The sequence below is a fragment of the Actinocorallia aurantiaca genome (genome assembly GCF_039533685.1).
In the GTDB taxonomy this organism is placed as follows: domain Bacteria; phylum Actinomycetota; class Actinomycetes; order Streptosporangiales; family Streptosporangiaceae; genus Actinocorallia; species Actinocorallia aurantiaca.
Map to the genome: position 1 here is coordinate 81,941 of NZ_BAAATZ010000008.1, position 23,846 is coordinate 105,786.

Genomic DNA, 23,846 nt, shown 5'->3' on the forward strand with positions numbered 1-23,846 from the left:
CAGCCTCCGGGGGGTTCAGTCCAGATGGGTGCGCGGCACCCTGCCGCCGATCCTCGTCACGATCTCGTAGGAGATGGTCCCGGTCGCCTCGGCCCACTCCTGGGCGGTGGGCTCGCCCCGGTCGCCGGGGCCGAAGAGGACCACCTCGTCTCCTTCGCCGACCACGTCGTCGCCGAGGTCGACGACGAACTGGTCCATGCACACCCGGCCCGCGACACGGCGCCGGGCCCCGCCCGCGAGGAGTTCCAGCACGTTGCTGCCGTTGCGCGGCACCCCGTCGGCGTAGCCGGCGGGGACCAGGGCCACGTTCGTGTCCTTCGACGTGGTGTACAGGTGCCCGTAGGACACTCCGCTTCCCGCCGCCACCCGCTTGGCGAAGGCGATCCGAGAGGTCACCGTCATGGCGGGCCGCAGTCCGGGGTCGGGGAGGCCGGGCGCCGGGGACAGCCCGTAGATCGCGATCCCGGGCCGCACCATGTCCCAGCGGGTGTCCGGGAGGTACAGCGCCGCCGCCGAGTTCGCCAGGTGCCGCACCTCGGGCCGCACCCCGGACCGCTCGGCCAGCTCCACCGCCTCGCGGAACGCCCTGGTCTGGCGTGCGACCGAGGGATGGTCCGGCTCGTCGGCGCACGCCATGTGCGACCAGATGCCGATGATCTCCACCTGTCCGGAGGCCTGGGCCTTGAGCGCCTGGTCCACCAGTTGCGGCCAGGCGTCCGCGGTGGCCCCGCCCCTGGTCATGCCGGTGTCGACCGCCAGGTGGACCCGTGCCGCCCGTCCGGCGAGGCCCGCCGCGGCGGCGACCTCCTCCAGCAGCCTGGTCCCGCCGACCCCGAGGTCCACCCCCCGCGCGACCGCCCGCTCGTACTCGTCCCCCGGGGTGCACACCATCGCCATGACGGGAACGTCGATCCCCGCCTCCCGCAGCGCCAGGGCCTCCTCGACGTAGGCGACCCCGAGCCGTCCGGCCCCGCCCGCGAGCGCGGCCCCCGCCACGGCGACCGCCCCGTGCCCGTAGCCGTCGGCCTTCACCATGGCCATCACCTCGGCCCCGCCGGCGGTCTCGCGGATCAGCCGCACGTTCTCGCGGATCGCCGACAGTTCCACCAGCGCCCGCGTCGGATACCTCATGGTCCCCCAGTCTGCCTCACCGCCGCCCCTGCCCGGCTTCTCCGCCCAGCTCACACCCCTTTCTCCTTCGAAATCACACTTCTCGCCGCGAGAACCGCTCCCCGAGGCTCCCGCCCCGCGCGGCGCGCCACCGCGTCGAGGAAGGCGACCGGACCCCGGGCTCGCGGCATCTGTGCCAGGAGACCGCAGAACCGGGAGAGCCGGACAGGACCACGGGCTCGGCACGTTCACACGCCGACGACCACGGACCGGGAGACGGGTGCCCCGGCTCAGGGGGAGGCCGGAGCGGGAAGGCGGCGGAGGGCCGCCGGGAGGGAGGTGAGGACGTCGAAGGCGGTGACGGGGGCCGGGGAGAGGGCGGGGTCGGGGGCGGCGGCGAGGCGGGCCGCCAGGCCGTGGAGGTGGGCGCCGTGGGCGGCGGCCTCGGGAGCGGGGAGACCGGCGGCCAGGAGGGCGCCGATCAGGCCGGAGAGGACGTCGCCGGTGCCGGCGGTGGCCAACCAGGGGGTGCCGGTGAGGTTGGCCAGGACGGGGTGGGCGCCGGGGGCGGCGACCAGGGTGGTGGAGCCCTTGAGTAGGACGGTGGCGCCCAGCTCGTCGGCGGCGCGGCGGACGTGGGCGAGGCGGCGGGCCTCGATATCGGAGCGGTCGGCGCCCAGGAGGCGGGCCAGTTCGCCCGCGTGCGGGGTCAGGACGGTGGGGGCCGCGCGGTCGAGCAGGCCTCTGCGGAGGGGCTCGGACATCCCGGCCAGCACGTTCAGCCCGTCGGCGTCGACCAGCACGGGCACGTCCGACTCCAGGGCGGCGTGCACCAGGCGGTGGGCGCGGGAGTCCACGCTCAGGCCGGGACCGACCACCCAGGCCTGCACGCGGCCTACCGGCTCCAGGCTCTGCGCGTCGGACGGCAGGGACGTCGTGACCGCCTCCGGCCAGCGCCCGCGCACCAGCTCGACGACCGGCTCGGACGAGGCGAAGCGCACCATGCCCGCGCCGCCGTGCAGGGCGCCGCCGACCGCCAGCACGGCGGCTCCGGTGAACTCGCTGCTCCCGGCCAGGACGCCGACGACCCCGCGGCGGTACTTGTCGCTCTCCGGCAGGGGGCGGGGCAGCCGCACGTCGGCGGTGGTGTGGGCGATCACGTCGGGTTCGGGAAGGTCGAGGCCGATGTCGACGAGTTCGACGACCCCCGCGTACGAGGCCCCCGGGTCGATGAGCAGGCCGGGCTTGAAGGTCCCGAAGGTGACCGTCACGTCCGCCCGGACGGCCTCGCCTTCGACTTCGCCGGTGTCGGCGTCCACGCCGCTCGGCACGTCGCAGGCCACCACCGCCGCGTCCTCGGGCAGGTCGCGGACGAGAGGGGCGTAGAGCCCGCGCAGCGCGCCCCGCCCGCCGATCCCGGTCAGTCCGTCGATCACCAGGTCGGTGCCGGCGAACGTCCCGACGGCTCCGCCGTCCGTGGACAGCAGCTCCTCCAGCAGGGCGAAGGAGAGCACCCGGCCGCCCGCCGCGCGCAGGTCGGCCAGCCCTTCCTCGTGGATGCGGGGCGAGGCCAGGGCGGCGGTGACCCGTGCTCCCCTGCGGGCCAGCCGGGCGCCCGCGTAGAGCGCGTCGCCGCCGTTGTTTCCGCCGCCGACCAGCAGCAGCACCCTCGTCCCGTAGAGGCGGCCCAGCAGCCGGGCGCAGACCGAGGCCAGGCCCGCCGCGGCCCGCTGCATCAGCGCGCCCTCGGGAAGCCGGGCCATCAGCTCCGCCTCTGCGGCGCGGACCTTCTCCACAGAATGCGCGTGTCTCATGACGCCTCCGCGATGACGACGGCGGTGGCGATGCCCCCGTCGTGGCTGAGCGACACGTGCCAGGAGGTGATCCCCAGCGGTGCCGCGAACTCGGCGATCGTGCCCTTGACGTGCAGCGCGGGCCGTCCGGAGGACTCCCTGCGGATCTCCGCGTCGGTCCAGCGCAGCCCGCGCGGCGCGCCCAGCGCCTTGGCCAGCGCCTCCTTGGCGGCGAATCGGGCGGCCAGCGACAGCACGGGGAGCTTCCGCTCCTCCTCGGTGAACAGGCGCTCCCGCAGCTTCGGCGTCCGCTCCAGCGAAGCCTTGAACCGGGCCACGTCCACCACGTCGATGCCCACCCCAACGATCACTCTCCGATCGTACGGGAACGCGCCCGGTCGCCCTCCGGGACCTGTGGACGACCGCGCGCTCCCCGGGCTCAGGCCACCCGCACGCCCTTGGGCAGGCGCTCCACCGGGACCCGCAGCCGTCTCGTCGTGATCGTCAGGGAACCCGCGGCCAGGAGCAGGTTGAAGCCCAGCCCGTAGGGCCAGACGGCGGGCGCCGTCTCCTTGCGCCGCTCGTAGTGCTCGTAGGATTCGCCGGGCCTGCGGACTCCCACCCGGGTCTCACGGACGCTCTGGCCGACCCATCCGAGGACGTCGGGGCCGTCGTCCGAGTCGTAGTAGCACTCCGGCTCGGGGGCGTCCGAGTAGAACGGGCAGACGGGTTCGCGCGGGACGCTGGGGGCCGCGTCCGCCAGGACCACGAAGGGGTTGGGAGCGAGGATCCACCAGGTGTAGCTGGTGTCCGGCTCTTCCGACCTGTAATAGCCGTCTGCGCCCTTGTAGTGCTCCGTGGTGGTGAAGAAGGAGAACACCAGGAAGAACGCGATGACCGTCCCGAACATCAGCCCGAAGACCGTCAGGTACGAAAGCAGCCCCGACGTCACGCCGCGCACCACGAGAGCCGACAGCGCCTGGGAGACGGCGCACACGACGCCGATCAGCAGCGCCGTCACCGCGACGCACACGATTCCCCGCACCGGGCTCACGTCGCCTTCCAGGATGGGCCAGGCGATGAACGGCAGCGCCAGGGCCAGCACCGCCAGCCCTGTGCTCCAGGCCGCGAGGAGCTTGCCCGAGGCGATCTCCAGCGGGGTCAGCCGGGTCAGCTGGAGCGGCGCCAGGGTCCCCCGCTCCCGGTCCCCGTTGATGGACTGGGCCGTCAGCGCCGGGGTGATCAGCAGCATGAGCAGCAGCACGAAGAACAGCAGCGTCCCGAACATCATGACGCCGTCATCGTCCGAGTCCTCCGTGTCCACGAACCCGCGCAGCAGGAGGCTGAACAACGCCACGACGAGGAACCAGACCCCGAAAAGGGTCCTCCAGCGCCCGGTGCGGAGCCGTGTGCGGAACTCCAGGCGCGCCACCAGAAGCATGCCCCGAACCGTCATGTCCGGTCCTCCGTCATCGCGAGGTACACCGATTCGAGCGCGCCGCCGACCGGCGCGTAGGAGAAGATCCGCACTCCCTCCGCCACCAGTTCGCCCAGCAGCGCGGCCGCTTCCGGTTCGGTGAGCGGCCCGATGTCCAGCCCGCCCGTCCGCTGCCGCCGGTAGGGCGCTTCCCGGCTGTTCAGGGCTTCTACGAGGGGTTCCTCCTCCAGCGCGTGCGCCCGCCACAGTCCCCGCGCCTCGGCCCTGAGCACCGAGGTCTCGTATTCGCCCGCCGTGGCACCCTGATCCACCAGGACGAACCGGTCGGCGATCTCCTCCAGCTCGCTCAGGATGTGGCTGGAGATCAGCACCGCCGCCCCTTCGGCCGCCAGGGAGCGCACAAGATCGCGCAGTTCCACCCGGGAACGCGGATCCAGCCCGGAGGCGGGCTCGTCCAGCAGCAGCACCTTCGGCCGGTGCACCAGTGCCCGCGCGAGCCCCAGTCGCTGCTTCTGCCCTCGGGAGAGCACGTGGACGGGCTGGTGCCACATCTCCACGAGGTGCACCCGGGTCAGCAGTTCCAGGACCCGGTCGCCCCCTTCCCGGGGGTTCAGCCCATAGGCGTCCGCGAAGAACTGCAGGTACTCGGCGACGGTCAGCTGGTCGTACACCCCGAACGTGTCGGGCATCCACCCGAGCTCCGCGCGGGCCTCCCGGGGGTGCGTCCGCAGGTCGTACCCGGCGACCCGGATCTCCCCCGCGTCGGGCGCCAGGAGGGTCGCGAGGATCAGAAGAAGCGTCGTCTTGCCCGCCCCGTTCGCGCCCACCAGTGCGGTGACCTGCCCGTAGGGGACGGTCAGGTCGAGCCCGCGCAGCGCCTGCACGGGCCCGAACGAGCGTGTCACGCCACGCGCGTGTATGCCCGCTTCATCTTCTTCCACCGCTCCACCTCCGTGCCCGCTCCTCCAAGAGGAGACGGCGGGAGCACAGAGGTGGTTCGGAGGGATTTATTCGACCGTGACGGACTTGGCCAGGTTGCGGGGCTGGTCCACGTCGTGGCCCTTGGCGGTGGCCAGCTCGCAGGAGAACACCTGCAGCGGCACCGTCGCCACCAGTGGCTGCAGCAGCGTCGGCACGGCCGGGACCTCGATCAGCGTGTCGGAGTACGGCACCACGGTGTCGTCGCCCTCCTCGGCGATGACGATGGTCCGCGCCCCGCGGGCCCGGATCTCCTGGATGTTGGAGACGATCTTGTCGTGCAGGACCTCGCGGGCCCGGGGCGGCACCACGACGATGACCGGCAGGCCGTCCTCGATCAGCGCGATCGGGCCGTGCTTCAGCTCGCCCGCCGCGAAGCCCTCGGCGTGCATGTAGGCCAGCTCCTTGAGCTTCAGCGCGCCCTCCAGGGCGACCGGGAAGCCCACGTGGCGGCCCAGGAACAGCACGGAGCGCTCGTTCGCCAGGGAGCGGGCCAGCTCGCGCACCGGGCCCATGGTCTCCAGGACCTTCTCCACCTTCTCCGGCATGGTCGCCAGCAGCTGGACCATGGCGAAGACCTCGTCGCCCCACTTGGTGCCGCGCACCTGGGCGATGTAGAGGGCGATCAGGTAGACGGCCACCAGCTGGGTGAGGAACGTCTTGGTCGCCGCCACGCCCACCTCGGGGCCGGCGTGCGTGTACAGGACGCCGTCGCACTCGCGCGGCATCGTCGAGCCGTTGACGTTGCAGATGCACAGCACGCGCGCCTTCTGCTCGCGGGCGTGCCGGACGGCCATCAGCGTGTCCATGGACTCGCCGGACTGGGAGATCGCGATCACCAGGGTGGAGCGGGTGAGGATGGGGTCGCGGTAGCGGAACTCGCTGGCCACCTCCACCTCGCAGGGCAGCCCGGCCCAGTGCTCGATGGCGTACTTGGCGATCAGGCCCGCGTGGTAGGACGTGCCGCAGGCGATGATGATGATCTTGTCGATCTCGCGGAGCTGCTGGTCGGTGATGCGCATCTCGTCCAAGTGCAGCCGCCCGTCGGCGCCGATGCGGCCCAGCAGCGTGTCGGCGACGGCCTTCGGCTGCTCGGCGATCTCCTTGAGCATGAAGTAGTCGTAGCCGCCCTTCTCGGCGGCCGAGACGTCCCAGTCGACGTGGTACTCGTGCACCTCGGCGGGGCGGCCCTCGTAGTCGGTGACCTTCACGCCGTCGCGGCGCAGCTCCACCACCTGGTCCTGGCCCAGCTCGATGGCGTCGCGGGTGTGCTCGATGAACGCGGCGACGTCCGAGGCGAGGAAGTTCTCCCCGTCGCCCTTCCCGACGACCAGGGGCGAGTTGCGGCGGGCGCCGACGACGACGTCCGGGTCCTGGGCGTCGATCGCCACCAGGGTGTAGGCGCCCTCCAGCCGGCGGCAGACCCGGCGCATCGCCTCGGGAAGGTCCCGCCCGGCGCCGACCTCTTCTTCCAGCAGGTGCGCGACGACCTCGGTGTCGGTCTCGGAGCCGAAGCCGTGCCCGCGCTCCACCAGGTCGGCCTTCAGCTCGGCGAAGTTCTCGATGATCCCGTTGTGGATCACCGCGACCCGGCCGCCGCAGTCCACGTGCGGGTGCGCGTTGGAGTCGTTGGGCGCGCCATGGGTCGCCCACCGGGTGTGCCCCAGCCCGATCGTGGAGGCCGGAGGCGGTTCCTCCTCCAGCACCTTGCGCAGATTGATCAGCTTTCCGGCCTTCTTGGCGGTGGCGAGTTTCCCGTCCACCACCAGGGCCAGACCGGCCGAGTCGTACCCCCGGTACTCCAGCCGGGCCAGGCCGTCCACCACGACCTGCTGCGCTTGCTTGCCGCCGACGTAACCCACGATTCCGCACATGGCGGCCAGACTATCTGGTAGAGGGGTGCCGCCGAGCTAGGACTCCTCACCCTCTGGTTACCCTCGTCTTCCATGAGCACGCCCTGGGAGTCCACTCCCAGCCCATATGTCGAATTCACCCGGAACAGCTGGAAGCAGCTGAGGGAGCACACCCCCCTGACCCTCACCGAGAAGGATCTCGACGACCTCCGCGGGCTGGGCGACCCGCTCAGCATCGACGAGGTGGAGGACGTCTACCTGCCGCTCACCAGGCTGCTGAACCTGTTCTTCGCCGGTGACAGCGGCCTGCGCGACACCCTCAGCACCTTCCTGAACGAGTCGGTGCGCCCCACCCCGTTCATCATCGGGGTGGCGGGCAGCGTCGCCGTCGGCAAGTCGACGGTGGCCCGCCTGCTGCAGGCCGTCCTGGCCCGCTGGCCCGAGCACCCCCGGGTGGAGCTGGTCACCACCGACAACTTCCTCTACCCCAACGCCGAACTCGTCCGCCGCGGCCTGATGAACCGCAAGGGCTTCCCCGAGTCCTACGACCGGCGCGCCCTGCTGCGCTTCATCTCCCGGATCAAGGCCGGCGCCAAGGAGCAGACGATCCCCGTCTACTCCCACCTGGAATACGACATCCTGAAGGGCGAGCGGCAGACCGTCCACACCCCCGACATCCTCATCCTGGAGGGGATCAACGTCCTCCAGGTCCCTCCCACGGGGTCGTTGTCGGTGTCCGACTACTTCGACTTCTCCATCTACGTCGACGCCAAGGTCGAGCACATCCGCCACTGGTACCTGGAGCGCTTCATGGCCCTGCGCCAGACCCGGTTCTCCGACCCCCGCTCCTACTTCCACGAACAGGCCCGCTCCCAGACGGACGAGGAGGCCACCGCCTTCGCCCGCGGCATCTGGTACGAGGTCAACGAGCGCAACCTCCGCGAGAACATCCTCCCCACCCGCGCCCGGGCCACCCTCGTCCTCCACAAGGCTCCGGACCACTCCATCCAGCGCATCCGCCTCCGCCGCATCTGACCGGCCGGCGGGCCGGCCGGACGCGGCGGAGGCCCGCGGGCCGGTCAGTCGGCCGAGGCGAGGGTGAGGCTACGGAGCCGGGTGGTGGCCAGGAGCAGGGATCCGGCGGTGACCAGGACCAGCAGGGCGACCGAGACCGGGAGGCTCACCGTGGCGTTGACGGTGCTGCTGGAGGTCAGGCGGTCGAGGACGGTCAGGGACCACTGCTGGACGGACAGGACCTGGGTGCCGGGGGCGAAGTTGCCGATGAGGCTCTCCCACACCATGGCGTAGATCAGGCCGATGGTGACGGCCTGGCGGCTGGCGACCGCCAGGGCCGTGAAGACCGCGCTGTAGGCCACGCCGCCCAGGAGGACGCCGACGGCGAACGCGACGGGCAGGTCGGAGTCCGGGCCCAGCATGATCACGCCGCCCAGCCAGACGGGCAGGGCCGCGAAGGCCGCGACCAGGACCACCGCGCAGAGGTACTTGGTGAGGATCACCGAGGTGCGGGAGATCGGCTTGGTCAGGATGTACATGATCTGGCCGTCGTCGATCTCGGGGCCGATGACCCCGGTCCCGGCGATGAGGGCCACCAGGGGCAGCAGGACGGCCAGGCCGAACGTCCACAGGACGGACGTGCCCGTGTCCAGGCCGTCGTTCCCGCTGAGGCGCAGGGCCAGCGAGAGCAGCAGGAGGATGGCCGGCAGGAAGAACAGCAGCAGTGCGCGCCTGCGTCCCAGCATGCCGCGGAACGTGATGTAAGCGATCGTCGTGTTCACTTTCCCACCAGGTAGCTGAAGACGCTTTCCAGGGACTCGTCGGACGGGGAGAGCTCCCACAGCCGGATCTCCGCCTTCTTCGCCAGCTGCGGGATCAGCCTGGTGAAGCGCGCGAAATCGGTGGTCTCGACCTCCAGTCCCTGGTCGGTCAGGCGGACCGCGCGGGCCGACCCGTCGGCGATGATCGCCGCGGCCAGCGCGCGGTCGTCGGAGGAGCGGAGGGCGAAGAGGTGCGGCCGGTCGGTCATCAGCCGCCGGATCTCCCGGAAGTCGCCCGAGGCGGCGTGCCGGCCGGAGACGATCACCTCGATGTGGGTGGCCAGCCGCTCGACCTCCTCCAGGATGTGGGAGCTGAACAGGATGGTGCGCCCCTCCGCGGCCATCTGCCGGATCAGGTCCATCAGCTGGAGCCGCTGGCGCGGGTCCATGCCGTTGAACGGCTCGTCCAGCAGCAGCACGGCCGGGTCGTGGACCAGCGCGGAGGCCATCTTGATCCGCTGCTTCATGCCCTTGGAGTAGGTGCCGACCGGCCGCCCGGCCGCGTATTCCATCTCGACGCGGCCGATGGCCCTGCGGGCCGCCGCACCGGGATCGGCCAGCCCGTGCAGCTTGGCCATGGAGACGATGAACTGCTCGCCGGTCAGGAAGTCGTAGGCGCTCTCCCGCTCCGGGACCAGCCCGACGTGCCGGTACACCGACGGGTTGCGCCAGATCGGCTTCCCGTCCAGTGTCAGCCCGCCCGACGACGGCTCCAGGAACCCGCCCATCATGTGGATCAGCGTGGACTTGCCCGCGCCGTTCGGGCCGAGCAGCCCCGTGACGCCCGGGCCGACCGTCATCGTGATGCCGTTGACGGCGACCACGTTGCCGTACCAGCGGGAGACGTCCTCGATCTGGATGACGCTCATCACGCACCCGCCTTCCGGAACCGTTTGACCAGCAGGGCCAGCGAGGACGCGACGACGAGGACGCACGCCAGCAGGAACACCGGGCCCGAGCCGGCCGGGGGGACCGTGTCGCGGAAAGCGATCTCCTCGCCGAACAGCCGGGCCTGCACCCCGTCGACGAGTCTGAACGGGGTGAACAGGTTGAACCACCCGGCCAGGTCGTAACCGCCGGTCGAGATGGCCGCCCCCTGGGCGATCAGCACCACCACGTTGGAGATCAGGTAGACGGCCATCACCGCCGCGATCCCGAAGCCCCGCCGGGGCATGAAGGCCGCGATGAGCAGGGCGAACGACGAGAGCACCAGCGCGTACAGCAGGCAGCCCGCGAGCGCGGTGAGGTAGTCGCCGGTCTGGCCGGCCACCGACGGCACGTTCGAGGCGCCGTGGTCGATCATCGCCTGGCGCATCGCCAGGAAGCCCAGGTGCAGCAGCGTCACCGGGACGGCCATGAGCAGCAGCAGCGCGGTGACGAACGCCGCGAACTTGGCCAGGACGAAGTCCACCACCCCGACCGGCCGGGAGAAGTACAGGGGGACGGTGCGGAAGCGCTGGTCCCGGGAGGCGAGCACCGGCGCCTGCGCCGCGAGGAAGATCGCGATGACCGGCTGCAGGTAGGTCGCGTACATCGAGTAGTCGATCAGTGTCTCGGGCGTCCTGACGAACGACAGGACCGCGATGTCCCCCGCCGCGGGCAGGATCATGATCGCCAGCAGCGCGAAGGGCACGACCTTGGCCCAGCCTCCCCGGCCGAGCCCGAAGACGGACCGGAGGTTGTACTGGTACAGGGAGCGCGCCACGTGGGCGCGGCCCAGTCTCGTCCCCTCGTAGTGCCGGTAGCCGATGTCGTGGATGGCGGTGCTCACCGGAACACCTCCTCGATGTGGTGGCGGGCCTGTTCCAGGCGGACGAGCGCGAGGCCGAGGTCGGCGACCCCGTCGCGGATCCGGTCGTAGGTCTCCTCGCCGGCCAGGTCGACGACGAGGAAGCGCCCGTCCGGCCGGACGGAGACGCCCTGCTCGGCCAGGCGCCGTCCGAGCTCCTCCTGGCCCTCCTCGACCTCTACGAGCAGCCCTCCGCTGGCCTCGGTGTAGGCGGAGACGGCCTTGGCGCTCAGCAGCTTCCCGCCGTCGATGATCACGACGTTGTCGCAGACCCGCTCCAGTTCGCCCAGCAGGTGGGAGGTGACCAGCACGCTGATCCCGAACTCCGTGCCGACCCGCCGGATCAGCGCGAGCATCTCGTCGCGCCCCTGCGGGTCGAGCCCGTTGGTGGGCTCGTCCAGGAAGACCAGCCGCGGGTCGTGGACGAGCGCCTGCGCGAGTTTGACCTTCTGCTTCATGCCGGTGGAGTAGCCGCCCATCGGCCGGTACCGCTCCTCGTGGAGGCCCACGTGGCGCAGCACGTCCGCGGCGCGCTCCCGGGCCGCCGTGGCGGGCAGCCCCGAGACCCTCGCCAGGTGCACGACGAACTCGGTGGCGGAGACGTCGGGGGGAAGGCAGTCGTACTCCGGCATGAACCCGACGCGTTCCCGGATCTGCGCGCCTTCGGTGGCGATGTCGTGCCCGAGCACCTCGGCCCGGCCCGACGTCGGCGGCAGCAGCCCGAGCAGGATCTTGATGAGGGTGGATTTGCCCGCGCCGTTGGCGCCGACGAGCCCGGTGACCCCGGGTTCGACGGTGAAGCTCAACGCCTCCAGCGCGGTCACCCCGGGGAACCTCATGGTGAGGTCCCGGATGGCGAGGATCGGCATGACGGACAGGTTAGAAGTCCCTCAAGCCGGAGTCATCCCCCGTGAGAGCCACGTCCGGCCCTCTTCTGGTCCTCTTCAGGAGGAGTCGGGTGCCGCACCATTGGACGAGCAGGGTCGCCACCCCGGCGACGATCATGCCCAGGACGTTGATCAGCAGCTGCAGGATCGAACCCCGCACCTCCGAGAAGTGGCCCAGCGCCAGAGCCACCGCCAGGTTGCCCGCGGCGGGGACGGTGGTCACCGAGATGAACACGCCCACCAGCGCCGAGGACTTGTCCGACGCCAGCGACAGCACCCCCGCCGCGCCCGCCAGCACCGCCACGATGAACGACCAGCGGTCGGGCGTGTAGACGAAGCCGGTCTGCGGCCGCTCGTCCGGCAGTTCCGTGACGTCCACGATGCCCACCAGCTCACCGGCCCAGGTGCAGACGAAGGTCACCGCGATGGCGACGGTGAAGCCGATCAGCAGGGTGCGCGCCGCCCGGCCGATCATGGCCCAGCGGCGGAAGAGCAGGCCGTAGGAGATCGCGGCGATCGGCGCGAACTCCGGCCCGAGCACCATCGCGCCGACGATGAGGATCGCCGAGTCCAGCAGTGCGGCGATCCCGACGAGCTGGGTGGCCAGGATGAGGAAGGCCAGGAACGTCCAGGTCAGCCGGGTGCTCTCCAGCAGGTCGCGGCCGAGGCGTTCCCAGATCACCGCGTCGTCGCCGTGTCCGGGCGCGCGCCGCTGGGCCTCCTCGGCCCTCTCGGAGATCGTCAGCTCCACGTGGTCCATGGAGATGGAGCCGTGGGCGTCCAGGCCGAACCGCTTGAGGTCCTCGATGACGCCGTCCGCGGCCTCCCGTGCCACGTCGCACAGCACGAGGTCGCCGACGGGGTCCCTGGCCGCGCCGGGCAGTACGACGAGGTTGGTGACGCCGGGGTTCTCGGTGAGGCCGGCGACGACCTCGCCGGTCCGGCCGTCCGGCACGATCGACCGTAGATGGATCATTCCGCCATGGTGGCGGATCGGAGGGTGCCGCGGCGGCCTCTCCCCCGATAATCTAAAATCCCCCAATCTGGTCATTCTTAAGGAAAGCATTAGGAGCGGTGATGTTTCGGCCCCTCGCCCTGGCGGCCAGCGCCGTCCTGGTGCTCGGCGGTTGCAGTGTCGAACTCGGCACCGACTCCCCCGACCCCTCCGCCTCCCGCTCCCCCGGCACCTCCGGCACCGACTCCAAGGGCGCGCTCGAGGACCTCGGCACGCTGAAGATCGAGGAGGAGCGGAACGGGTCGAGCTACGACCGCAAGGCGTTCGGCACCCCCTGGAAGGACGTCGACGGCAACCGCTGCGACACCCGCAACGACGTCCTCGCGCGCGACCTCGTCTCGGTGACGAAGAAGGACGACGGCTGCATCGTCCTCAGCGGCACCCTGGAGGACGACCCCTACAGCGATGAGAAGGTCTCCTTCACCCGCTCCAGGCCCTCGGCGGTCCAGATCGACCACATCTACCCGCTCGCCCTGGCCTGGCGGCTGGGCGCGGACGCGTGGTCCTCCGACCGGCGCGCGGAGTTCGCCAACGACCCCGTCAACCTGCTGGCCGTCTCGGGACGGCCCAACCAGCAGAAGGGCGACTCCGGGCCGGGCGAGTGGAAGCCCCCCGCCGACTACCAGTGCACCTACGCCGGCATGTTCATCACGGTCGCCAAGAAGTACGACCTGCCGGTGATCAAGGCCGACCACGCCGCCCTCGGCGATTTCCTGGAGACCTGCTGACCCCGGAGCCGCTCAGCCGACGGCGACGCCCCGGCCGACCCGGCACCATGGACCGTTCCCGCCGCAACCGTCGTCGGCGCACCTCTTGATGGCGACGCTGAGCAGCGACAGCAGCAGCCGCACGTCGCTCTCGCCGCCCAGCCGCAGCAGCACGGACCTGCCGTCGGTCCGCGCCCTCCCCGACTCGAGGAGCACCGGGCGCAGCCGGGCGAGGCTCTTCTCGCCGAGCAGCAGCTCGGCCTCGTCGCCTCCGTGCAGGTGCGCCACCTGGCATCCGGCGGAGACCAGGGCGGCGCCCCGCCCGCAGTCCGCCTCGTGGACCGTGACGTTCGGCCACGGACGGGTGAGTGCCAGCACTCGTTGGGAGAAGGGACCTGCCGCGTTCACGCCGACGTCCATGGGCTTATCGTGACCCCGTTCCCCGCCTTACCGGAACCTTCACGGTTCGAATCGTTACGCACGGATTTCAGCGGAGAGGATGTTCGGCATGGAAAGCGAAACGGACCGCGAAAAGGTCAGGACGGAACGGGCGATAGGGGCACGGGCGATAGGCGCGGAGGCGTCCGGACTGCGCGTCGGACTCGGCGCCGCGCTCGGCTCGGCGGCACTCGGCTCGCTGGCCGTCGGGGCCGTCGCCCTGGGAGCGCTGGCCATAGGCAGGCTGGCCGTCAAGAAGGCGCTCGTCGAGCACCTCCAGGCGGGCACCGTGGAGATAGCCCACCTGAAGGTCGGCAGGCTCGAGATCACCTCCTGAGCCGCCCCGGGCTCAGCCGAGCTCGACGGGCAGCGGCTCGTGGTGCAGGACGGTCAGCGAGGTCACCGCGCGGGTCAGCACCACGTACAGCCGGGCCAGGCCCTTCTCCTCGGCGGCGACGATCTCCGCGGGCTCCGCGACCACGACATGGTCGTATTCGAGTCCCTTGGCGAGGGTCGCGGGAACGAGATGGACCCGTTCGCCCGCTACGCCTTCGGCGGTGAGGACGGCGTGGTCCACGCCGTTGGCCTCCAGCGTCTTCCCCAGCTCCTCGAGCCGGTCGTCGGCGACGACGACCCCGAGGGAACCGTCCCTCGCCTGGAGCTCCAGAAGCGCCGTGACAGCCGCGTCGTGCACGTCCCTGACCTTGCGCACCGACAAAGTCCCCGGCCCGCCCCGCAGCGACCGCGGGGCCGCCAGTTCCGGCGCGACGGACGGCAGCAGCCTCGCCGCGTAGTCCAGCACCTCACGGGGAACCCGGAAGCCGAGCGTCAGCTCGGTCACCTCGCCCTCCTGCCCGAGGTGGACCAGCACCTCCCGCCACGTGCGCGCGGCCCAGGGCGTCGTGCCCTGGGCCAGGTCCCCCAGGACGGTCGCCGAGCCGGTCGCGCAGCGCCGTCCCAGCGCGCGCAGCTGCATCGGCGACAGGTCCTGCGCCTCGTCCACGACGAGATGCCCGAGCGAACCGGTGCGCTCGACGAGGTCGGCGAGCTCGTCGAGCAGCGCGAGGTCGGCCGGGGTCCACTTGGCCGAGCGCGCAGAACGCGGCGCCCTCCGCCACCGCAGCAGCTCCTGCTCCTCCTCGTCCAGCAGCCCCCTGGCCGCCTGCGCGAGGAACTCCGCGTCGCTGAACAGCCTGTGGAGGATCTGCTGCGGCGTCACCTTCGGCCACACCTGCTCGACGACCGCCTTGACGGCCTTGGAACGCGCGACGGCGTCGTGAACGCGGTCGTCCGGAGCCTCTCCGCGCTGCTCCATCTGCACCAGCACACGGTGCGCGAGCCGCTGCGTGAGGGTGTGGCGCCCGGCCCCGTAGCGCGTCGTCCCCCGCAGGGAGGAGACCAGCTCCCTGATCTCGTGATCGGGAATGCGGTAACGCGAACCGCCTTTGACGAACAACAGGCCCGTCTCGGGCTTGCGAAGATGCATCCACAATGCTTTCCGCAGCACTTCCGCGAGGCGTACGTCGCCTTTCAGAGCGGCGACGGAAAGTGCTTCCGTTCCCGTCGGGATCCCGAGGAGGTCGTCCACGGTCGCCTGGTCGACCCGCACTTCTCCCAGCGCGGGCAGCACGCTGGCGATATACGAGAGGAATGCCCGGTTGGGTCCGACGATGAGCACCCCCGCGCGACTCAGCCGCTCCCGGTGGGCGAACAGCAGGTAGGCCGCCCGGTGCAGCCCCACCGCGGTCTTCCCCGTGCCCGGAGCCCCCTGGACGCACACCGTCTCCGACAGCTCCGCCCGCACGATGACGTCCTGCTCCGGCTGGATCGTCGCGACGATGTCGCGCATCGGCCCGGTGCGCGGCCGCTCGATCTCCTCGGTCAGCAGCCGGGACGGCCCGAGCTCCCGCCCGTCCAGCGGCTCGTCCTCGAAGCCCGTCAGCTCCCCGCGGTCGAAACCGAACCGCCGGCGCCGCGCCACTCCCATCGGATCCCGGGGCCCCGCCCGGTAGAACGCCCGCGACACCGGCGCCCGCCAGTCCAGGACGAGCGCCAGCCCCTCCTCGTCGTGCACGTGCCGCCGCCCGACGTGGACCGTCTCGGGCAGCTCCGCGCCGAGATCGCTTCGGTGGTCGAGCCGGCCGAAGAACAGCGGCGTGTCCGGGTGGTCCGCGAGCGCCCTGACCCGCTGGTCCAGCAGCGACTCCAGCACCTGCCTGGACACCCAGTCGCCCGCCGCGTCGGCCGACAGCGACTCCGCGTGCTCGCGCATCCCGCGAAGCGCCTCACGCGCCTTCCCGAGATGGGCGCGCTCCGCCTCCAGCGTCTCCAGAGTCTTCGGTACGTCGGCTTCCCCGGGCATGCGTCGGCTCTCCTTCGAAAGATGGGCGAACCCACCAGCCTAGTGAAACCGCGCGCCTGTCCGAAACCGAATATCCGAGCCCGGGGAGAGCCGTTACAGGTGCGTGCGGACGACGTCCGCCAGCCGCTCCGCGATGGTGTGGGCCTGGTCCTCGGCCGCGGCCTCGACCATCACCCGGACCATCGGCTCGGTGCCCGACGGGCGGATCAGCACCCGCCCTGAGGCCCCCAGCTCGAGTTCGGCCGCGCTGATCGCCGCCCGCAGCTCCTCGGACGTCTTCGCCCGCGCCTTGTCCACCCCGCGCACGTTGATGAGCACCTGCGGCAGCCGCGTCATGCACTTGGCCAGCTCGTCCAGCGGGCGGCCGCGCCGGGCCACCGCGCCGAGCAGGTGCAGCCCCGTCAGCAGGCCGTCTCCGGTGGTGCCGTGCTCCAGCATGATCACATGCCCGGACTGCTCGCCGCCGAAGCCGTACCCGCCCTCGCGCATCGCCTCCAGGACGTAGCGGTCCCCCACCGCCGTCTCCAGGATCTTCAGCCCGTGGCCCTGCAGCGCCAGCTTGAAGCCGAGGTTCGACATGACCGTCGCGACGACCGTCCCGGCCGGCAGCCGTCCTGCCTCGTGCAGCTCCAGCGCCAGGATCGCCATGATCTGGTCGCCGTCCACCACCTCGCCGCCGGAGGTGACCGCCAGGCAGCGGTCGGCGTCGCCGTCGAAGGCCAGGCCCATGGCCGCGCCGTGCTTCAACACCGCCTCGCGCAGCGTGTCCAGATGGGTCGAGCCCACCCCGTCGTTGATGTTGAGCCCGTCCGGCGCGGCGCCGATCTCGAAGACCTCGGCGCCCGCCCGGCGCAGCAGGCCCGGCGCGAGCTCCGCCGACGCCCCGTGCGCGCAGTCGACCACCACGCGCAGTCCGGCCAGGGAGATGTCCAGCGTCGACAGCAGGTGCTCGGCGTACCTGGCGAGCTCGCCGTGGGCCTCGCGGACCCGGCCGACGCCCGCGCCCGTCGGCGCGTTCCACTCCTCGCCGATCTTGGCCTCGATGCGGTCCTCGATCTCGTCGGGGAGTTTGTAGCCGCTGCGGTCGAAGAACTTGATGCCGTTGTCGGGGGCCGGGTTGTGCGAGGCCGAGAGCATGACGCCCAGGTCCGCGCCGAGCTCCCTGGTCAGGTAGGCCACGGCCGGGGTCGGCAGCACGCCCAGGCGCAGCACGTCGACGCCCGCTCCCGCCAGGCCCGCGACGACCGCGGCCTCCAGGAACTCGCCCGAGGCCCGCGGGTCCCTGCCCACCACCGCGACCGGACGGTGCCCCTCGAAAGCGCCCGCGTCGCCCAGCACCCGGGCCGCGGCCATGGACAGCTCCATCGCCAGCCGCGCGGTGAGGTCCCGGTTCGCCAGGCCACGCACGCCATCAGTTCCGAACAAACGACCCACGACAGACCACTTCCTACTCGGGGGAATACCAAACGGCGGGCACCACTTCAGTGGTGCCCGCCGTCCGGTCAAGCAAGCCGGAGAATCAACGCTTGCTGTACTGCGGAGCCTTACGGGCCTTCTTGAGACCGGCCTTCTTGCGTTCCTTGGCCCGCGGGTCACGGGTGAGGAAGCCGGCCTTCTTCAGGGCGGGGCGGCTGTCCGGGTCGGAGTTCTGCAGCGCCCGGGAGATCCCCATGCGCAGGGCGCCGGCCTGGCCGGTCACGCCGCCGCCGTTGATGCGGGCGATGACGTCCCACTGGCCCTCGAGGCCGAGCGTGACGAAGGGCTCGTTGATGAGCTGCTGGTGCACCTTGTTCGGGAAGTAGCCCTCGAGGGTGCGGCCGTTGACCGTCCAGTTGCCGGAGCCGGGGACGATGCGTACGCGGGCGATCGCCTGCTTGCGGCGGCCGGTCGCGGAGGCCGGGCCGGTCGCGGCCGGGACGCGGACGACGTCCTCTTCGGCCACCGCGGACTCGGTGGTGTATTCGGACGGAGCGTCCTCGAAGGAGGTGAACTCCTCCTGAGGCTCGGTGCTCTCAGTGGTCTCAGCCACGATTCTCCTTGTTGTGGTCTTCTAACCGGGGCGGCGGACCCTGACGCGAATTCCAGGGCGCCCCAGCGGCCTCTTTTTTGAATGGTGGAGCCGGCACAGAGGCCAGATCTACTGGGCGATCTGCGTGATCTCGAACGGCACCGGCTGCTGGGCGGTGTGCGGGTGGTTCGGGCCCGCGTAGACCTTCACCTTGCCGAACATCGCGCGGCCGAGCTTGTTCTTGGGCAGCATGCCCTTGATCGCCTTCTCCACGGCCCGCTCGGGGTGCTTCTCGAGCAGGTCCTTGTAGGCGACGGCGCGCAGACCACCCGGGTAGCCCGAGTGACGGTAGGCCTTCTTCTGCTCGAGCTTCTTACCGCTGAGCGAGACCTTGTCGGCGTTGATGATGATGACGAAGTCACCGGTGTCAACGTGGGGAGCGTAGATCGGCTTGTGCTTGCCCCGAAGCAGGATCGCGACCTGGCTGGCAAGGCGACCCAGCACGACATCGGTCGCGTCGATGACGTGCCACTGACGCTGCACGTCAGCGGGCTTAGGGGTGTACGTGCGCACGGCGTAAGCCTTCGTTTCTGTCGACTGTTGGGATCGGCCCTTCGGATGATCCGGACCGGGTGCCGGTGTGCATGCCTGACTGGCAACCCGACACATACAAAGGAGCAGGATACCCAAGCTCTGGAGCACGGGCAAAGCAGCACCCGCGTGAGACCGCTCCGCCCGGGTGTCTCCGGTGCGGCATAGGCAGCTACGGGCGCTGATCCTGCCTCTGACAGTATGCCTCCAGTATGCCTGAGAACTCTCCCCCCGGTGCGCAGAATGAGCTGCACGGAGGCTCCGGCCGTGTCATGGTGGGACGAACTCGGGCCGAAGGGCACCTCGAAACGACCGATAGGCTCCGCAACATGGGTTATCCGGGTGACAACGACCAGCCGCCATGGGACAGCACTCCGCCGGAGACCGACCCCTGGTCCCGGCACCCGTTGAGCGCGCCGGTCCCGCAGCAGCCGTCCGAGGACCAGGAGGCGGCCCCCTCCTCGTGGAACGACGCGGAGGCCGGGTCGACGGGATGGGCGGCCGACCCGCAGTCCGGCCGGGCCGGATCCTGGCTGGAGAGCGCCGCGGCTCCGCCGCAGCCCCCCGCCGCACCGGAGTGGGCCGAATCACAGCCCTCATGGGGCGACGACCCCCTCTCGGCGCCGGCCTCCTTCAGCGGTCACGGCACCGGCGCCCAGCCGTCCCTTCCCGAGGCCCCCGCCCCCTCCGGCTGGCCCGAGAGCCCTCTGGACGGCCCCAGCGGCCCGCAGGCGACCCCCTGGGAAGACGCCTCCCAGCAGCAGCAGCAGCCTTACGAGCCGCCCACGGGCACCCACGCGCTGCCCGTCTACGACTCCCCGTCCTACGACCAGCACGGGTACCAGGACGTCTCCCAGCCTTCCGCGGGCGCTTTCGACGCTCCCGGCGGAGCTCTTTCCGCGCAGCCCTACGAGACTCACGGCGGAACCCAGGCATTCCCTCCCTATGAGTCGCCGTCCTACGAGTCTTCCCCCTATGAAGCGCCGGAGGGCGCTCCGGCGTCACAGCCCTTCACCGGAGCCCAGTCGCTCTCCCCCCAGGCGACGTGGCAGGACCAGCCGTTCGACCAGCAGCCGTACGAGCAGAGCCAGTCGTATGAGCAGAGCCAGTCGTACGAGCAGCCCTATGACCAGCAGCAGTCGTACGAGCAGCAGCCGTACGACCAGCAGCAGCCGTACGAGCAGCCCCACTCCTTCGAGCAGCAGCCCTACGACGGCCGCAGCGGGCCGCAGCCGATGCCCCCGTTCGACCAGCCGGGCCGGCCTCCTCACGACGGCTACACCGGCCCGCAGCAGGCCGCTCCGTGGCAGCAGGGCGGCGACGGCTTCGGACCGGGCGAGCAGTGGCCCGCCGACGGGGTCCCGCCCGGCCTCACGGAGGAGGGCAAGGGCGGGTCGAACCGCAAGCCCCTGATCTTCGGCGGGGTCCTGATCACCGCGGTGGCGCTGGTCGCGGGCTTCCTCCTGCTGAACGGCAAGGACGAGACCGGGCGGCCGGCGTCGAACACCTCGGACACCCCGACGGCGGGCGGCACGCCCAGCGCGAACGACGGCCCCTCGGCGGCCGCGCAGCCGACCGCGCCGGCCGCCGAGGGCGGCCTGCTGGAGAGCCGGAAGAGCGACCCCCGGCCGCTGACCCTCGGCGAGGTGTTCCGCAAGAAGCGCTTCACCGAGGACGGCATCACCTACGTGATGACCGTCCGCAAGAAGTCCTCCTGCAAGGACGCGGTCAACGGGACGGCGCTGCGGTCGTCGCTGGCCAAGGGCAAGTGCACCCAGTTCCTGCGCGCCACCTTCACCACCGCGGGCGGCAAGATGATCGGGACGGTCGGCGTGGCCAACCTCGCCACCGCCTCGGCCGCTTCCAAGGCCGCCAAGGCCGCGACGGCCAAGGACGCCTACGTGGTCGCGGTGCCGGCCAAGGGCGTCACCAGCAAGATCGGGCAGGGCGACGCCCTGGGCGCGGCCTGGACCCGCGGCCACTACCTGATCATGACCTGGGTGCAGCTGCCGAACGGCAAGACCATCCCCGCCAAGTTCAAGAAGGCGGCGCAGACGTTCGCGCAGAGCACCGTCGTGGGCAGCAACCTCGGGCCCGCCCTGAATATTCGTGACGAGACAGGCAAGCCGGGCAGCTGAATTCCTGGCGAAGGCTCCGGATCTCTACTGATTTGACTACGCTGTACGTCCATGTCCGGTCCTGACGGCGTCCCGCCCGGCGCGGAGGCCACCGACGACACGTCGGCACCCTCCGCCGCACCGGGCTTCGGCCAACGCACCGACCAGCCCGCCACGGCGACCGCTCAGGGCGGTCCACCGGTGCAGGGCCCGCCCAGCGCTCCCTGGTGGAGCCCCGACGCCCCGCCGGGCTCAGGGGCCGAACCACCGGGAGTCCTGGTGGCGGGTCCCGGCGTGCCCTCCGTCGACACCCGCCGCGCGGTCCCGCCCGCGCCTCGTCCGACCGCGGGCGGCGGTGGCGCGGACACCGGCGCCACCGTCACCGACCTGTCCCGGGACGTGGCCTTCGCCCCTCCGGCGCAGGCCGCCACCCGGACCGCGACCGACCTGCCCGCCCCCGTCGCGGGCGACAAGGCCCTGACCGAGCAGCGGCTGCTGGACTCCCCCGCGGCCTGGGCGCCGCCCACCGGGGACGCCGCGGCCCAGCCCGGCGGCTGGAATCCCGGCCAGACCGTCGTCGACCTCGCGGCCCGGCCCTCCGTGGCGTCCGTGCCCGCGGCGGCCCAGACCCCCTCCACGGCCCTCGAACCCCTGCCCGCGGCTCCGGAGCCCAAGAAGAAGCGCACGCTGCTGTACGTCGCGCTCGCGCTCGTGCCGACCCTGGCCGTCGCCGGAGCCGCCTACGTGCTGCTCACCGGTTCCGGCGGCGACGAGGAGATCGTGCGGCCCGCCGAGACCCCGATGGTCGCCCAGACCCCGGACGCTCCCGCTCAGTCCCCCACGCCCGAGCCGACGCCCGGCACCTCCTCGACCAAGCCCGCCGCCCCGTCCGTGGACAGCGCCAAGACCGACCCCGAGCCGCTGACCCTGAGCGAGATCTTCCCCGCCAAGAAGCTCCGGCTCGGCGGCCGCGACTTCGTCATGGACCGCAAGTCGCTCAACCTGCGCTGCGACTACGCCGCCAACGGCTCCATGGCCAGGACTCTGGTGAAGCAGAAGTGCCAGGGCCTGGTCCGCGCGACCTACCTCACCGCCGACAAGAAGATCGGCGTCACCGTCGGCGTCGTCGCCATGCCCGCCAAGAAGGTCGCGCTCGCCGTCCAGAAGAGCGGCACCCCGTTGCGCAAGGGCAACTGGTTCGTGGCCCTGCCCGGCAAGAACTCCAAGGCCCTCGCCAAGACCGGCGGCCACCCCGCCCTGGACACCTACGGGCGCTACGTGCTCTACGCCTACGCGCAGTACCTGGACGGCACCAAGCCCGCCAAGCAGCCCAAGGAGCTCGGCCAGGCGGCCCGTTCCCTCATCGCCTACGTGAACGAGCCCCTCAAGAAGCGCTAGGCGAGGGGACCACGGGCAGCACAGGCCGGTCCAGCGTCCGCACCCTGCGGGTCGCCAGGGCGCGGTCGGCCAGCTCGTGGTCCCCGGGGTAGACGACCTCCACCAGGGCCAGCCCGTGCGCCGGGGCCACCTTCACCGCCGAGTCCCGCACCCCGGCCAGCAGCACCTCGCGCGGCCACTCCACCGGACGGCGTCCGTCGCCGACCGACAGCACCGCCCCGACGAGCGCCCGGACCATCGAGTGGCAGAACGCGTCGGCCTCGACCGTCGCCACCGCCAGCCGCTCCTCCGCACGCTCCCACTCGTACCGCAGCAGCCTGCGGATCGTGGTGGCGCCCTCGCGCTTGCGGCAGTACGCGGCGAAGTCGTGCTCGCCGACCAGGAGCGCCGACGCCTCGTTCATCCGGCCGACGTCCAGCGGGCGCGGATGCCAGACGGTGTCCCGGCGGCGCAGCGGCGCCACCCCCGTCGGCTCGTCGCTGACGCGGTACTCGTAGCGCCTGCGCAGCGCCGAGAACCGGGCGTCGAAGCCCTCGGGGGCCGGGGCCACCTCGCGCACCCGCACGTCCGGCGGGAGCACGGCGGCCAGCCGGCGCGACATCGCCCGGCTGATCTGCTGGTAGGCCGTCGTCGGGACCACCACGTGCGCCACCTGGCCCGTCGCGTGCACCCCGGAGTCCGTACGGCCCGCCACGGTCAGGACCGGCGGCGGGTCCAGCCGCATGATCCGCGCCAGCGCGTCCTCGACGACCCCCTGGACGGTGCGCTGCCCGGGCTGGCGCGCCCAGCCCGCGAAGTCCGCTCCGTCATAGCTGATGTCCAGCCGGAGTCTCACCAACGACGTCATATGACAGCTTCCCGTCCCCACGTGAGAAGAACAGCGACCTGAAGAAGAGCGCTCGCGAGAGCGGTGCCCGCGGGAGCAGTGTCCCAAAGGCGAACGGGCCCGGCGCCCTCCGGAGAGGACGACGGGCCCGAATCGAGGCTGTGCCTTTACTCGGCGGCCTTGGCCTCGGAGGACTCCGCGGCCTCGGCGGCCTCGGTGCTCTCCGTGGTCTCGGCAGCCTCGGTGGCCTCGGTGGTCTCGGCCTTCGGCTCCTCGGCGGCGGTCTTGCGGACCGTCACGCCGGAGACCTGCTCGGCGACGAGCTCGATCACGGCCATCGGCGCGTTGTCGCCCTTGCGGGCGCCGATCTTCGTGATCCGGGTGTAGCCGCCCGGACGCTCGGCGAAGTGCGGGCCGATCTCGGCGAACAGCTTGTGCACCACACCCTTGTCCCGGATGGTCTTGATCACCAGGCGGCGGTTGGCGATGTCGCCCTTCTTCGCCTTGGTGATCAGCTTCTCGGCGACCGGGCGCAGCCGGCGCGCCTTGGCCTCGGTGGTGGTGATGCGGCCGTGCTCGAAGAGCTGGGTGGCGAGGTTCGCCAGGATCAGCTTCTCGTGGGCCGGGCTGCCGCCGAGGCGGGCACCCTTGGCGGGCTTGGGCATGGCTCTTCCTTCCTGCCCCAGCCGTGTCAGGTACTG

The 23,846-nt window shown here is 71.4% G+C and carries 23 protein-coding genes; 5 read left to right on the forward strand and 18 right to left on the reverse strand.

Features of this window, described 5'->3' with window-relative positions; translation table 11 throughout:
- Positions 1 to 15 precede the first annotated feature (15 nt).
- From alr to glmS, 6 genes are all read right to left on the reverse strand, one after another.
- Positions 16 to 1,131: an alanine racemase gene (alr, locus tag ABD327_RS12505; RefSeq protein ID WP_344450489.1), complete on the reverse strand. Its 1,116-nt coding sequence runs from the start codon at positions 1,129 to 1,131 to the stop codon at positions 16 to 18.
- 269 nt (positions 1,132 to 1,400) lie between these two features.
- Positions 1,401 to 2,924, reverse strand: coding sequence for an NAD(P)H-hydrate dehydratase (locus ABD327_RS12510; protein WP_344450490.1), 1,524 nt, complete (start codon positions 2,922 to 2,924; stop codon positions 1,401 to 1,403).
- Positions 2,921 to 3,274 carry a holo-ACP synthase gene (locus ABD327_RS12515; RefSeq protein ID WP_344450491.1) on the reverse strand — a complete coding sequence of 118 codons (354 nt, stop codon included), beginning with the start codon at positions 3,272 to 3,274 and terminating at the stop codon, positions 2,921 to 2,923. The genes ABD327_RS12510 and ABD327_RS12515 overlap by 4 nt, the downstream gene beginning before the upstream one ends.
- A 68-nt stretch (positions 3,275 to 3,342) precedes the next feature.
- A complete protein-coding gene (locus ABD327_RS12520) occupies positions 3,343 to 4,359 on the reverse strand; it encodes an ABC transporter permease (RefSeq protein ID WP_344450492.1) in 1,017 nt (338 codons plus the stop codon).
- Positions 4,356 to 5,246: an ABC transporter ATP-binding protein gene (locus tag ABD327_RS12525; protein WP_344450493.1), complete on the reverse strand. Its 891-nt coding sequence runs from the start codon at positions 5,244 to 5,246 to the stop codon at positions 4,356 to 4,358. Before ABD327_RS12525 ends, ABD327_RS12520 begins: the two co-directional genes overlap by 4 nt.
- Positions 5,247 to 5,348: 102 nt before the next feature.
- Positions 5,349 to 7,193, reverse strand: coding sequence for a glutamine--fructose-6-phosphate transaminase (isomerizing) (gene glmS / locus ABD327_RS12530; protein ID WP_344450494.1), 1,845 nt, complete (start codon positions 7,191 to 7,193; stop codon positions 5,349 to 5,351).
- A 72-nt stretch (positions 7,194 to 7,265) separates the two neighbouring features.
- On the opposite strand from glmS, the gene coaA reads away from it, so the two are divergent.
- The gene (coaA, locus tag ABD327_RS12535) at positions 7,266 to 8,207 is read left to right on the forward strand and encodes a type I pantothenate kinase (RefSeq protein WP_344450495.1); all 942 of its coding nucleotides are present in this window, start codon (positions 7,266 to 7,268) and stop codon (positions 8,205 to 8,207) included.
- A gap of 44 nt (positions 8,208 to 8,251) precedes the next feature.
- Here coaA and ABD327_RS12540 read toward each other — a convergent pair whose 3' ends face one another.
- From ABD327_RS12540 to ABD327_RS12560, 5 genes are read right to left on the reverse strand one after another with little or no spacing between them, the layout of a single operon-like run.
- Positions 8,252 to 8,968 carry an ABC transporter permease gene (locus ABD327_RS12540; RefSeq protein WP_344450496.1) on the reverse strand — a complete coding sequence of 239 codons (717 nt, stop codon included), beginning with the start codon at positions 8,966 to 8,968 and terminating at the stop codon, positions 8,252 to 8,254.
- Positions 8,965 to 9,876 carry an ABC transporter ATP-binding protein gene (locus ABD327_RS12545; protein ID WP_344450497.1) on the reverse strand — a complete coding sequence of 304 codons (912 nt, stop codon included), beginning with the start codon at positions 9,874 to 9,876 and terminating at the stop codon, positions 8,965 to 8,967. Before ABD327_RS12545 ends, ABD327_RS12540 begins: the two co-directional genes overlap by 4 nt.
- Positions 9,876 to 10,778, reverse strand: coding sequence for an ABC transporter permease (locus tag ABD327_RS12550; protein ID WP_344450498.1), 903 nt, complete (start codon positions 10,776 to 10,778; stop codon positions 9,876 to 9,878). The genes ABD327_RS12545 and ABD327_RS12550 overlap by 1 nt, the downstream gene beginning before the upstream one ends.
- Complete coding sequence (locus ABD327_RS12555; RefSeq protein WP_344450499.1) at positions 10,775 to 11,665, reverse strand: ABC transporter ATP-binding protein; 891 nt, start codon at positions 11,663 to 11,665, stop codon at positions 10,775 to 10,777. Before ABD327_RS12555 ends, ABD327_RS12550 begins: the two co-directional genes overlap by 4 nt.
- Positions 11,666 to 11,675: 10 nt before the next feature.
- A complete protein-coding gene (locus ABD327_RS12560; RefSeq protein ID WP_344450500.1) occupies positions 11,676 to 12,659 on the reverse strand; it encodes a DUF389 domain-containing protein in 984 nt (327 codons plus the stop codon).
- A gap of 101 nt (positions 12,660 to 12,760) precedes the next feature.
- On the opposite strand from ABD327_RS12560, the gene ABD327_RS12565 reads away from it, so the two are divergent.
- Positions 12,761 to 13,426, forward strand: coding sequence for an HNH endonuclease family protein (locus ABD327_RS12565; RefSeq protein WP_344450501.1), 666 nt, complete (start codon positions 12,761 to 12,763; stop codon positions 13,424 to 13,426).
- 12 nt (positions 13,427 to 13,438) lie between these two features.
- Here the strand turns inward: ABD327_RS12565 and ABD327_RS12570 are convergent, their stop codons facing one another.
- Positions 13,439 to 13,825 (reverse strand): luciferase domain-containing protein, encoded by a 387-nt coding sequence (locus tag ABD327_RS12570; protein ID WP_344450502.1) that lies wholly within the window; start codon positions 13,823 to 13,825, stop codon positions 13,439 to 13,441.
- A gap of 88 nt (positions 13,826 to 13,913) precedes the next feature.
- Here ABD327_RS12570 and ABD327_RS12575 point away from each other — a divergent pair, with 88 nt between their 5' ends.
- The gene (locus ABD327_RS12575) at positions 13,914 to 14,180 is read left to right on the forward strand and encodes a hypothetical protein (protein ID WP_344450503.1); all 267 of its coding nucleotides are present in this window, start codon (positions 13,914 to 13,916) and stop codon (positions 14,178 to 14,180) included.
- 12 nt (positions 14,181 to 14,192) lie between these two features.
- Here ABD327_RS12575 and ABD327_RS12580 read toward each other — a convergent pair whose 3' ends face one another.
- The 4 genes from ABD327_RS12580 to rplM all read right to left on the reverse strand — a co-directional run bounded on the left by ABD327_RS12580 (position 14,193) and on the right by rplM (position 18,786).
- Entirely contained in the window at positions 14,193 to 16,205 is a 2,013-nt protein-coding gene (locus tag ABD327_RS12580) for a HelD family protein (RefSeq protein ID WP_344450504.1), read from the reverse strand.
- Between the two features lie 93 nt (positions 16,206 to 16,298).
- Positions 16,299 to 17,639 (reverse strand): phosphoglucosamine mutase, encoded by a 1,341-nt coding sequence (gene glmM, locus ABD327_RS12585; RefSeq protein ID WP_344450505.1) that lies wholly within the window; start codon positions 17,637 to 17,639, stop codon positions 16,299 to 16,301.
- Between the two features lie 85 nt (positions 17,640 to 17,724).
- A complete protein-coding gene (gene rpsI / locus ABD327_RS12590) occupies positions 17,725 to 18,234 on the reverse strand; it encodes a 30S ribosomal protein S9 (RefSeq protein ID WP_344450506.1) in 510 nt (169 codons plus the stop codon).
- A 108-nt stretch (positions 18,235 to 18,342) separates the two neighbouring features.
- Positions 18,343 to 18,786, reverse strand: coding sequence for a 50S ribosomal protein L13 (gene rplM, locus ABD327_RS12595; protein WP_344450507.1), 444 nt, complete (start codon positions 18,784 to 18,786; stop codon positions 18,343 to 18,345).
- Positions 18,787 to 19,133: 347 nt separating this feature from the next.
- Here rplM and ABD327_RS12600 point away from each other — a divergent pair, with 347 nt between their 5' ends.
- Together ABD327_RS12600 and ABD327_RS12605 are read left to right on the forward strand one after the other, a co-directional pair.
- Positions 19,134 to 20,942 (forward strand): hypothetical protein, encoded by a 1,809-nt coding sequence (locus ABD327_RS12600; RefSeq protein ID WP_344450508.1) that lies wholly within the window; start codon positions 19,134 to 19,136, stop codon positions 20,940 to 20,942.
- 51 nt (positions 20,943 to 20,993) lie between these two features.
- Positions 20,994 to 22,319, forward strand: a complete 1,326-nt coding sequence (locus ABD327_RS12605) for a hypothetical protein (protein ID WP_344450509.1) — start codon at positions 20,994 to 20,996, stop codon at positions 22,317 to 22,319.
- On the opposite strand, the gene truA is transcribed toward ABD327_RS12605, so the two are convergent.
- Both truA and rplQ read right to left on the reverse strand, forming a co-directional pair.
- Positions 22,306 to 23,166 carry a tRNA pseudouridine(38-40) synthase TruA gene (gene truA, locus ABD327_RS12610; RefSeq protein ID WP_344450510.1) on the reverse strand — a complete coding sequence of 287 codons (861 nt, stop codon included), beginning with the start codon at positions 23,164 to 23,166 and terminating at the stop codon, positions 22,306 to 22,308. The two genes, ABD327_RS12605 and truA, sit on opposite strands and share 14 nt — an antisense overlap.
- A 146-nt stretch (positions 23,167 to 23,312) precedes the next feature.
- Positions 23,313 to 23,810, reverse strand: coding sequence for a 50S ribosomal protein L17 (rplQ, locus tag ABD327_RS12615; protein WP_344450533.1), 498 nt, complete (start codon positions 23,808 to 23,810; stop codon positions 23,313 to 23,315).
- Positions 23,811 to 23,846 lie beyond the last annotated feature (36 nt).

Excerpts from the sequence above, each read along its gene's own strand:
- ABD327_RS12510 (WP_344450490.1), bottom strand. The coding sequence starts at position 2,924 with ATGAGACACGCGCATTCTGTGGAGAAGGTCCGCGCCGCAGAGGCGGAG.
- ABD327_RS12575 (WP_344450503.1), top strand. The coding sequence starts at position 13,914 with ATGGAAAGCGAAACGGACCGCGAAAAGGTCAGGACGGAACGGGCGATA.
- ABD327_RS12600 (WP_344450508.1), top strand. The coding sequence starts at position 19,134 with ATGGGTTATCCGGGTGACAACGACCAGCCGCCATGGGACAGCACTCCG.
- ABD327_RS12565 (WP_344450501.1), top strand. The coding sequence starts at position 12,761 with ATGTTTCGGCCCCTCGCCCTGGCGGCCAGCGCCGTCCTGGTGCTCGGC.
- ABD327_RS12605 (WP_344450509.1), top strand. The coding sequence starts at position 20,994 with ATGTCCGGTCCTGACGGCGTCCCGCCCGGCGCGGAGGCCACCGACGAC.
- rplQ (WP_344450533.1), bottom strand. The coding sequence starts at position 23,810 with ATGCCCAAGCCCGCCAAGGGTGCCCGCCTCGGCGGCAGCCCGGCCCAC.
- truA (WP_344450510.1), bottom strand. The coding sequence starts at position 23,166 with ATGACGTCGTTGGTGAGACTCCGGCTGGACATCAGCTATGACGGAGCG.
- ABD327_RS12545 (WP_344450497.1), bottom strand. The coding sequence starts at position 9,876 with ATGAGCGTCATCCAGATCGAGGACGTCTCCCGCTGGTACGGCAACGTG.
- ABD327_RS12570 (WP_344450502.1), bottom strand. The coding sequence starts at position 13,825 with ATGGACGTCGGCGTGAACGCGGCAGGTCCCTTCTCCCAACGAGTGCTG.
- ABD327_RS12560 (WP_344450500.1), bottom strand. The coding sequence starts at position 12,659 with ATGATCCATCTACGGTCGATCGTGCCGGACGGCCGGACCGGCGAGGTC.
- glmS (WP_344450494.1), bottom strand. The coding sequence starts at position 7,193 with ATGTGCGGAATCGTGGGTTACGTCGGCGGCAAGCAAGCGCAGCAGGTC.
- coaA (WP_344450495.1), top strand. The coding sequence starts at position 7,266 with ATGAGCACGCCCTGGGAGTCCACTCCCAGCCCATATGTCGAATTCACC.
- ABD327_RS12580 (WP_344450504.1), bottom strand. The coding sequence starts at position 16,205 with ATGCCCGGGGAAGCCGACGTACCGAAGACTCTGGAGACGCTGGAGGCG.
- ABD327_RS12555 (WP_344450499.1), bottom strand. The coding sequence starts at position 11,665 with ATGCCGATCCTCGCCATCCGGGACCTCACCATGAGGTTCCCCGGGGTG.
- alr (WP_344450489.1), bottom strand. The coding sequence starts at position 1,131 with ATGAGGTATCCGACGCGGGCGCTGGTGGAACTGTCGGCGATCCGCGAG.
- ABD327_RS12520 (WP_344450492.1), bottom strand. The coding sequence starts at position 4,359 with ATGACGGTTCGGGGCATGCTTCTGGTGGCGCGCCTGGAGTTCCGCACA.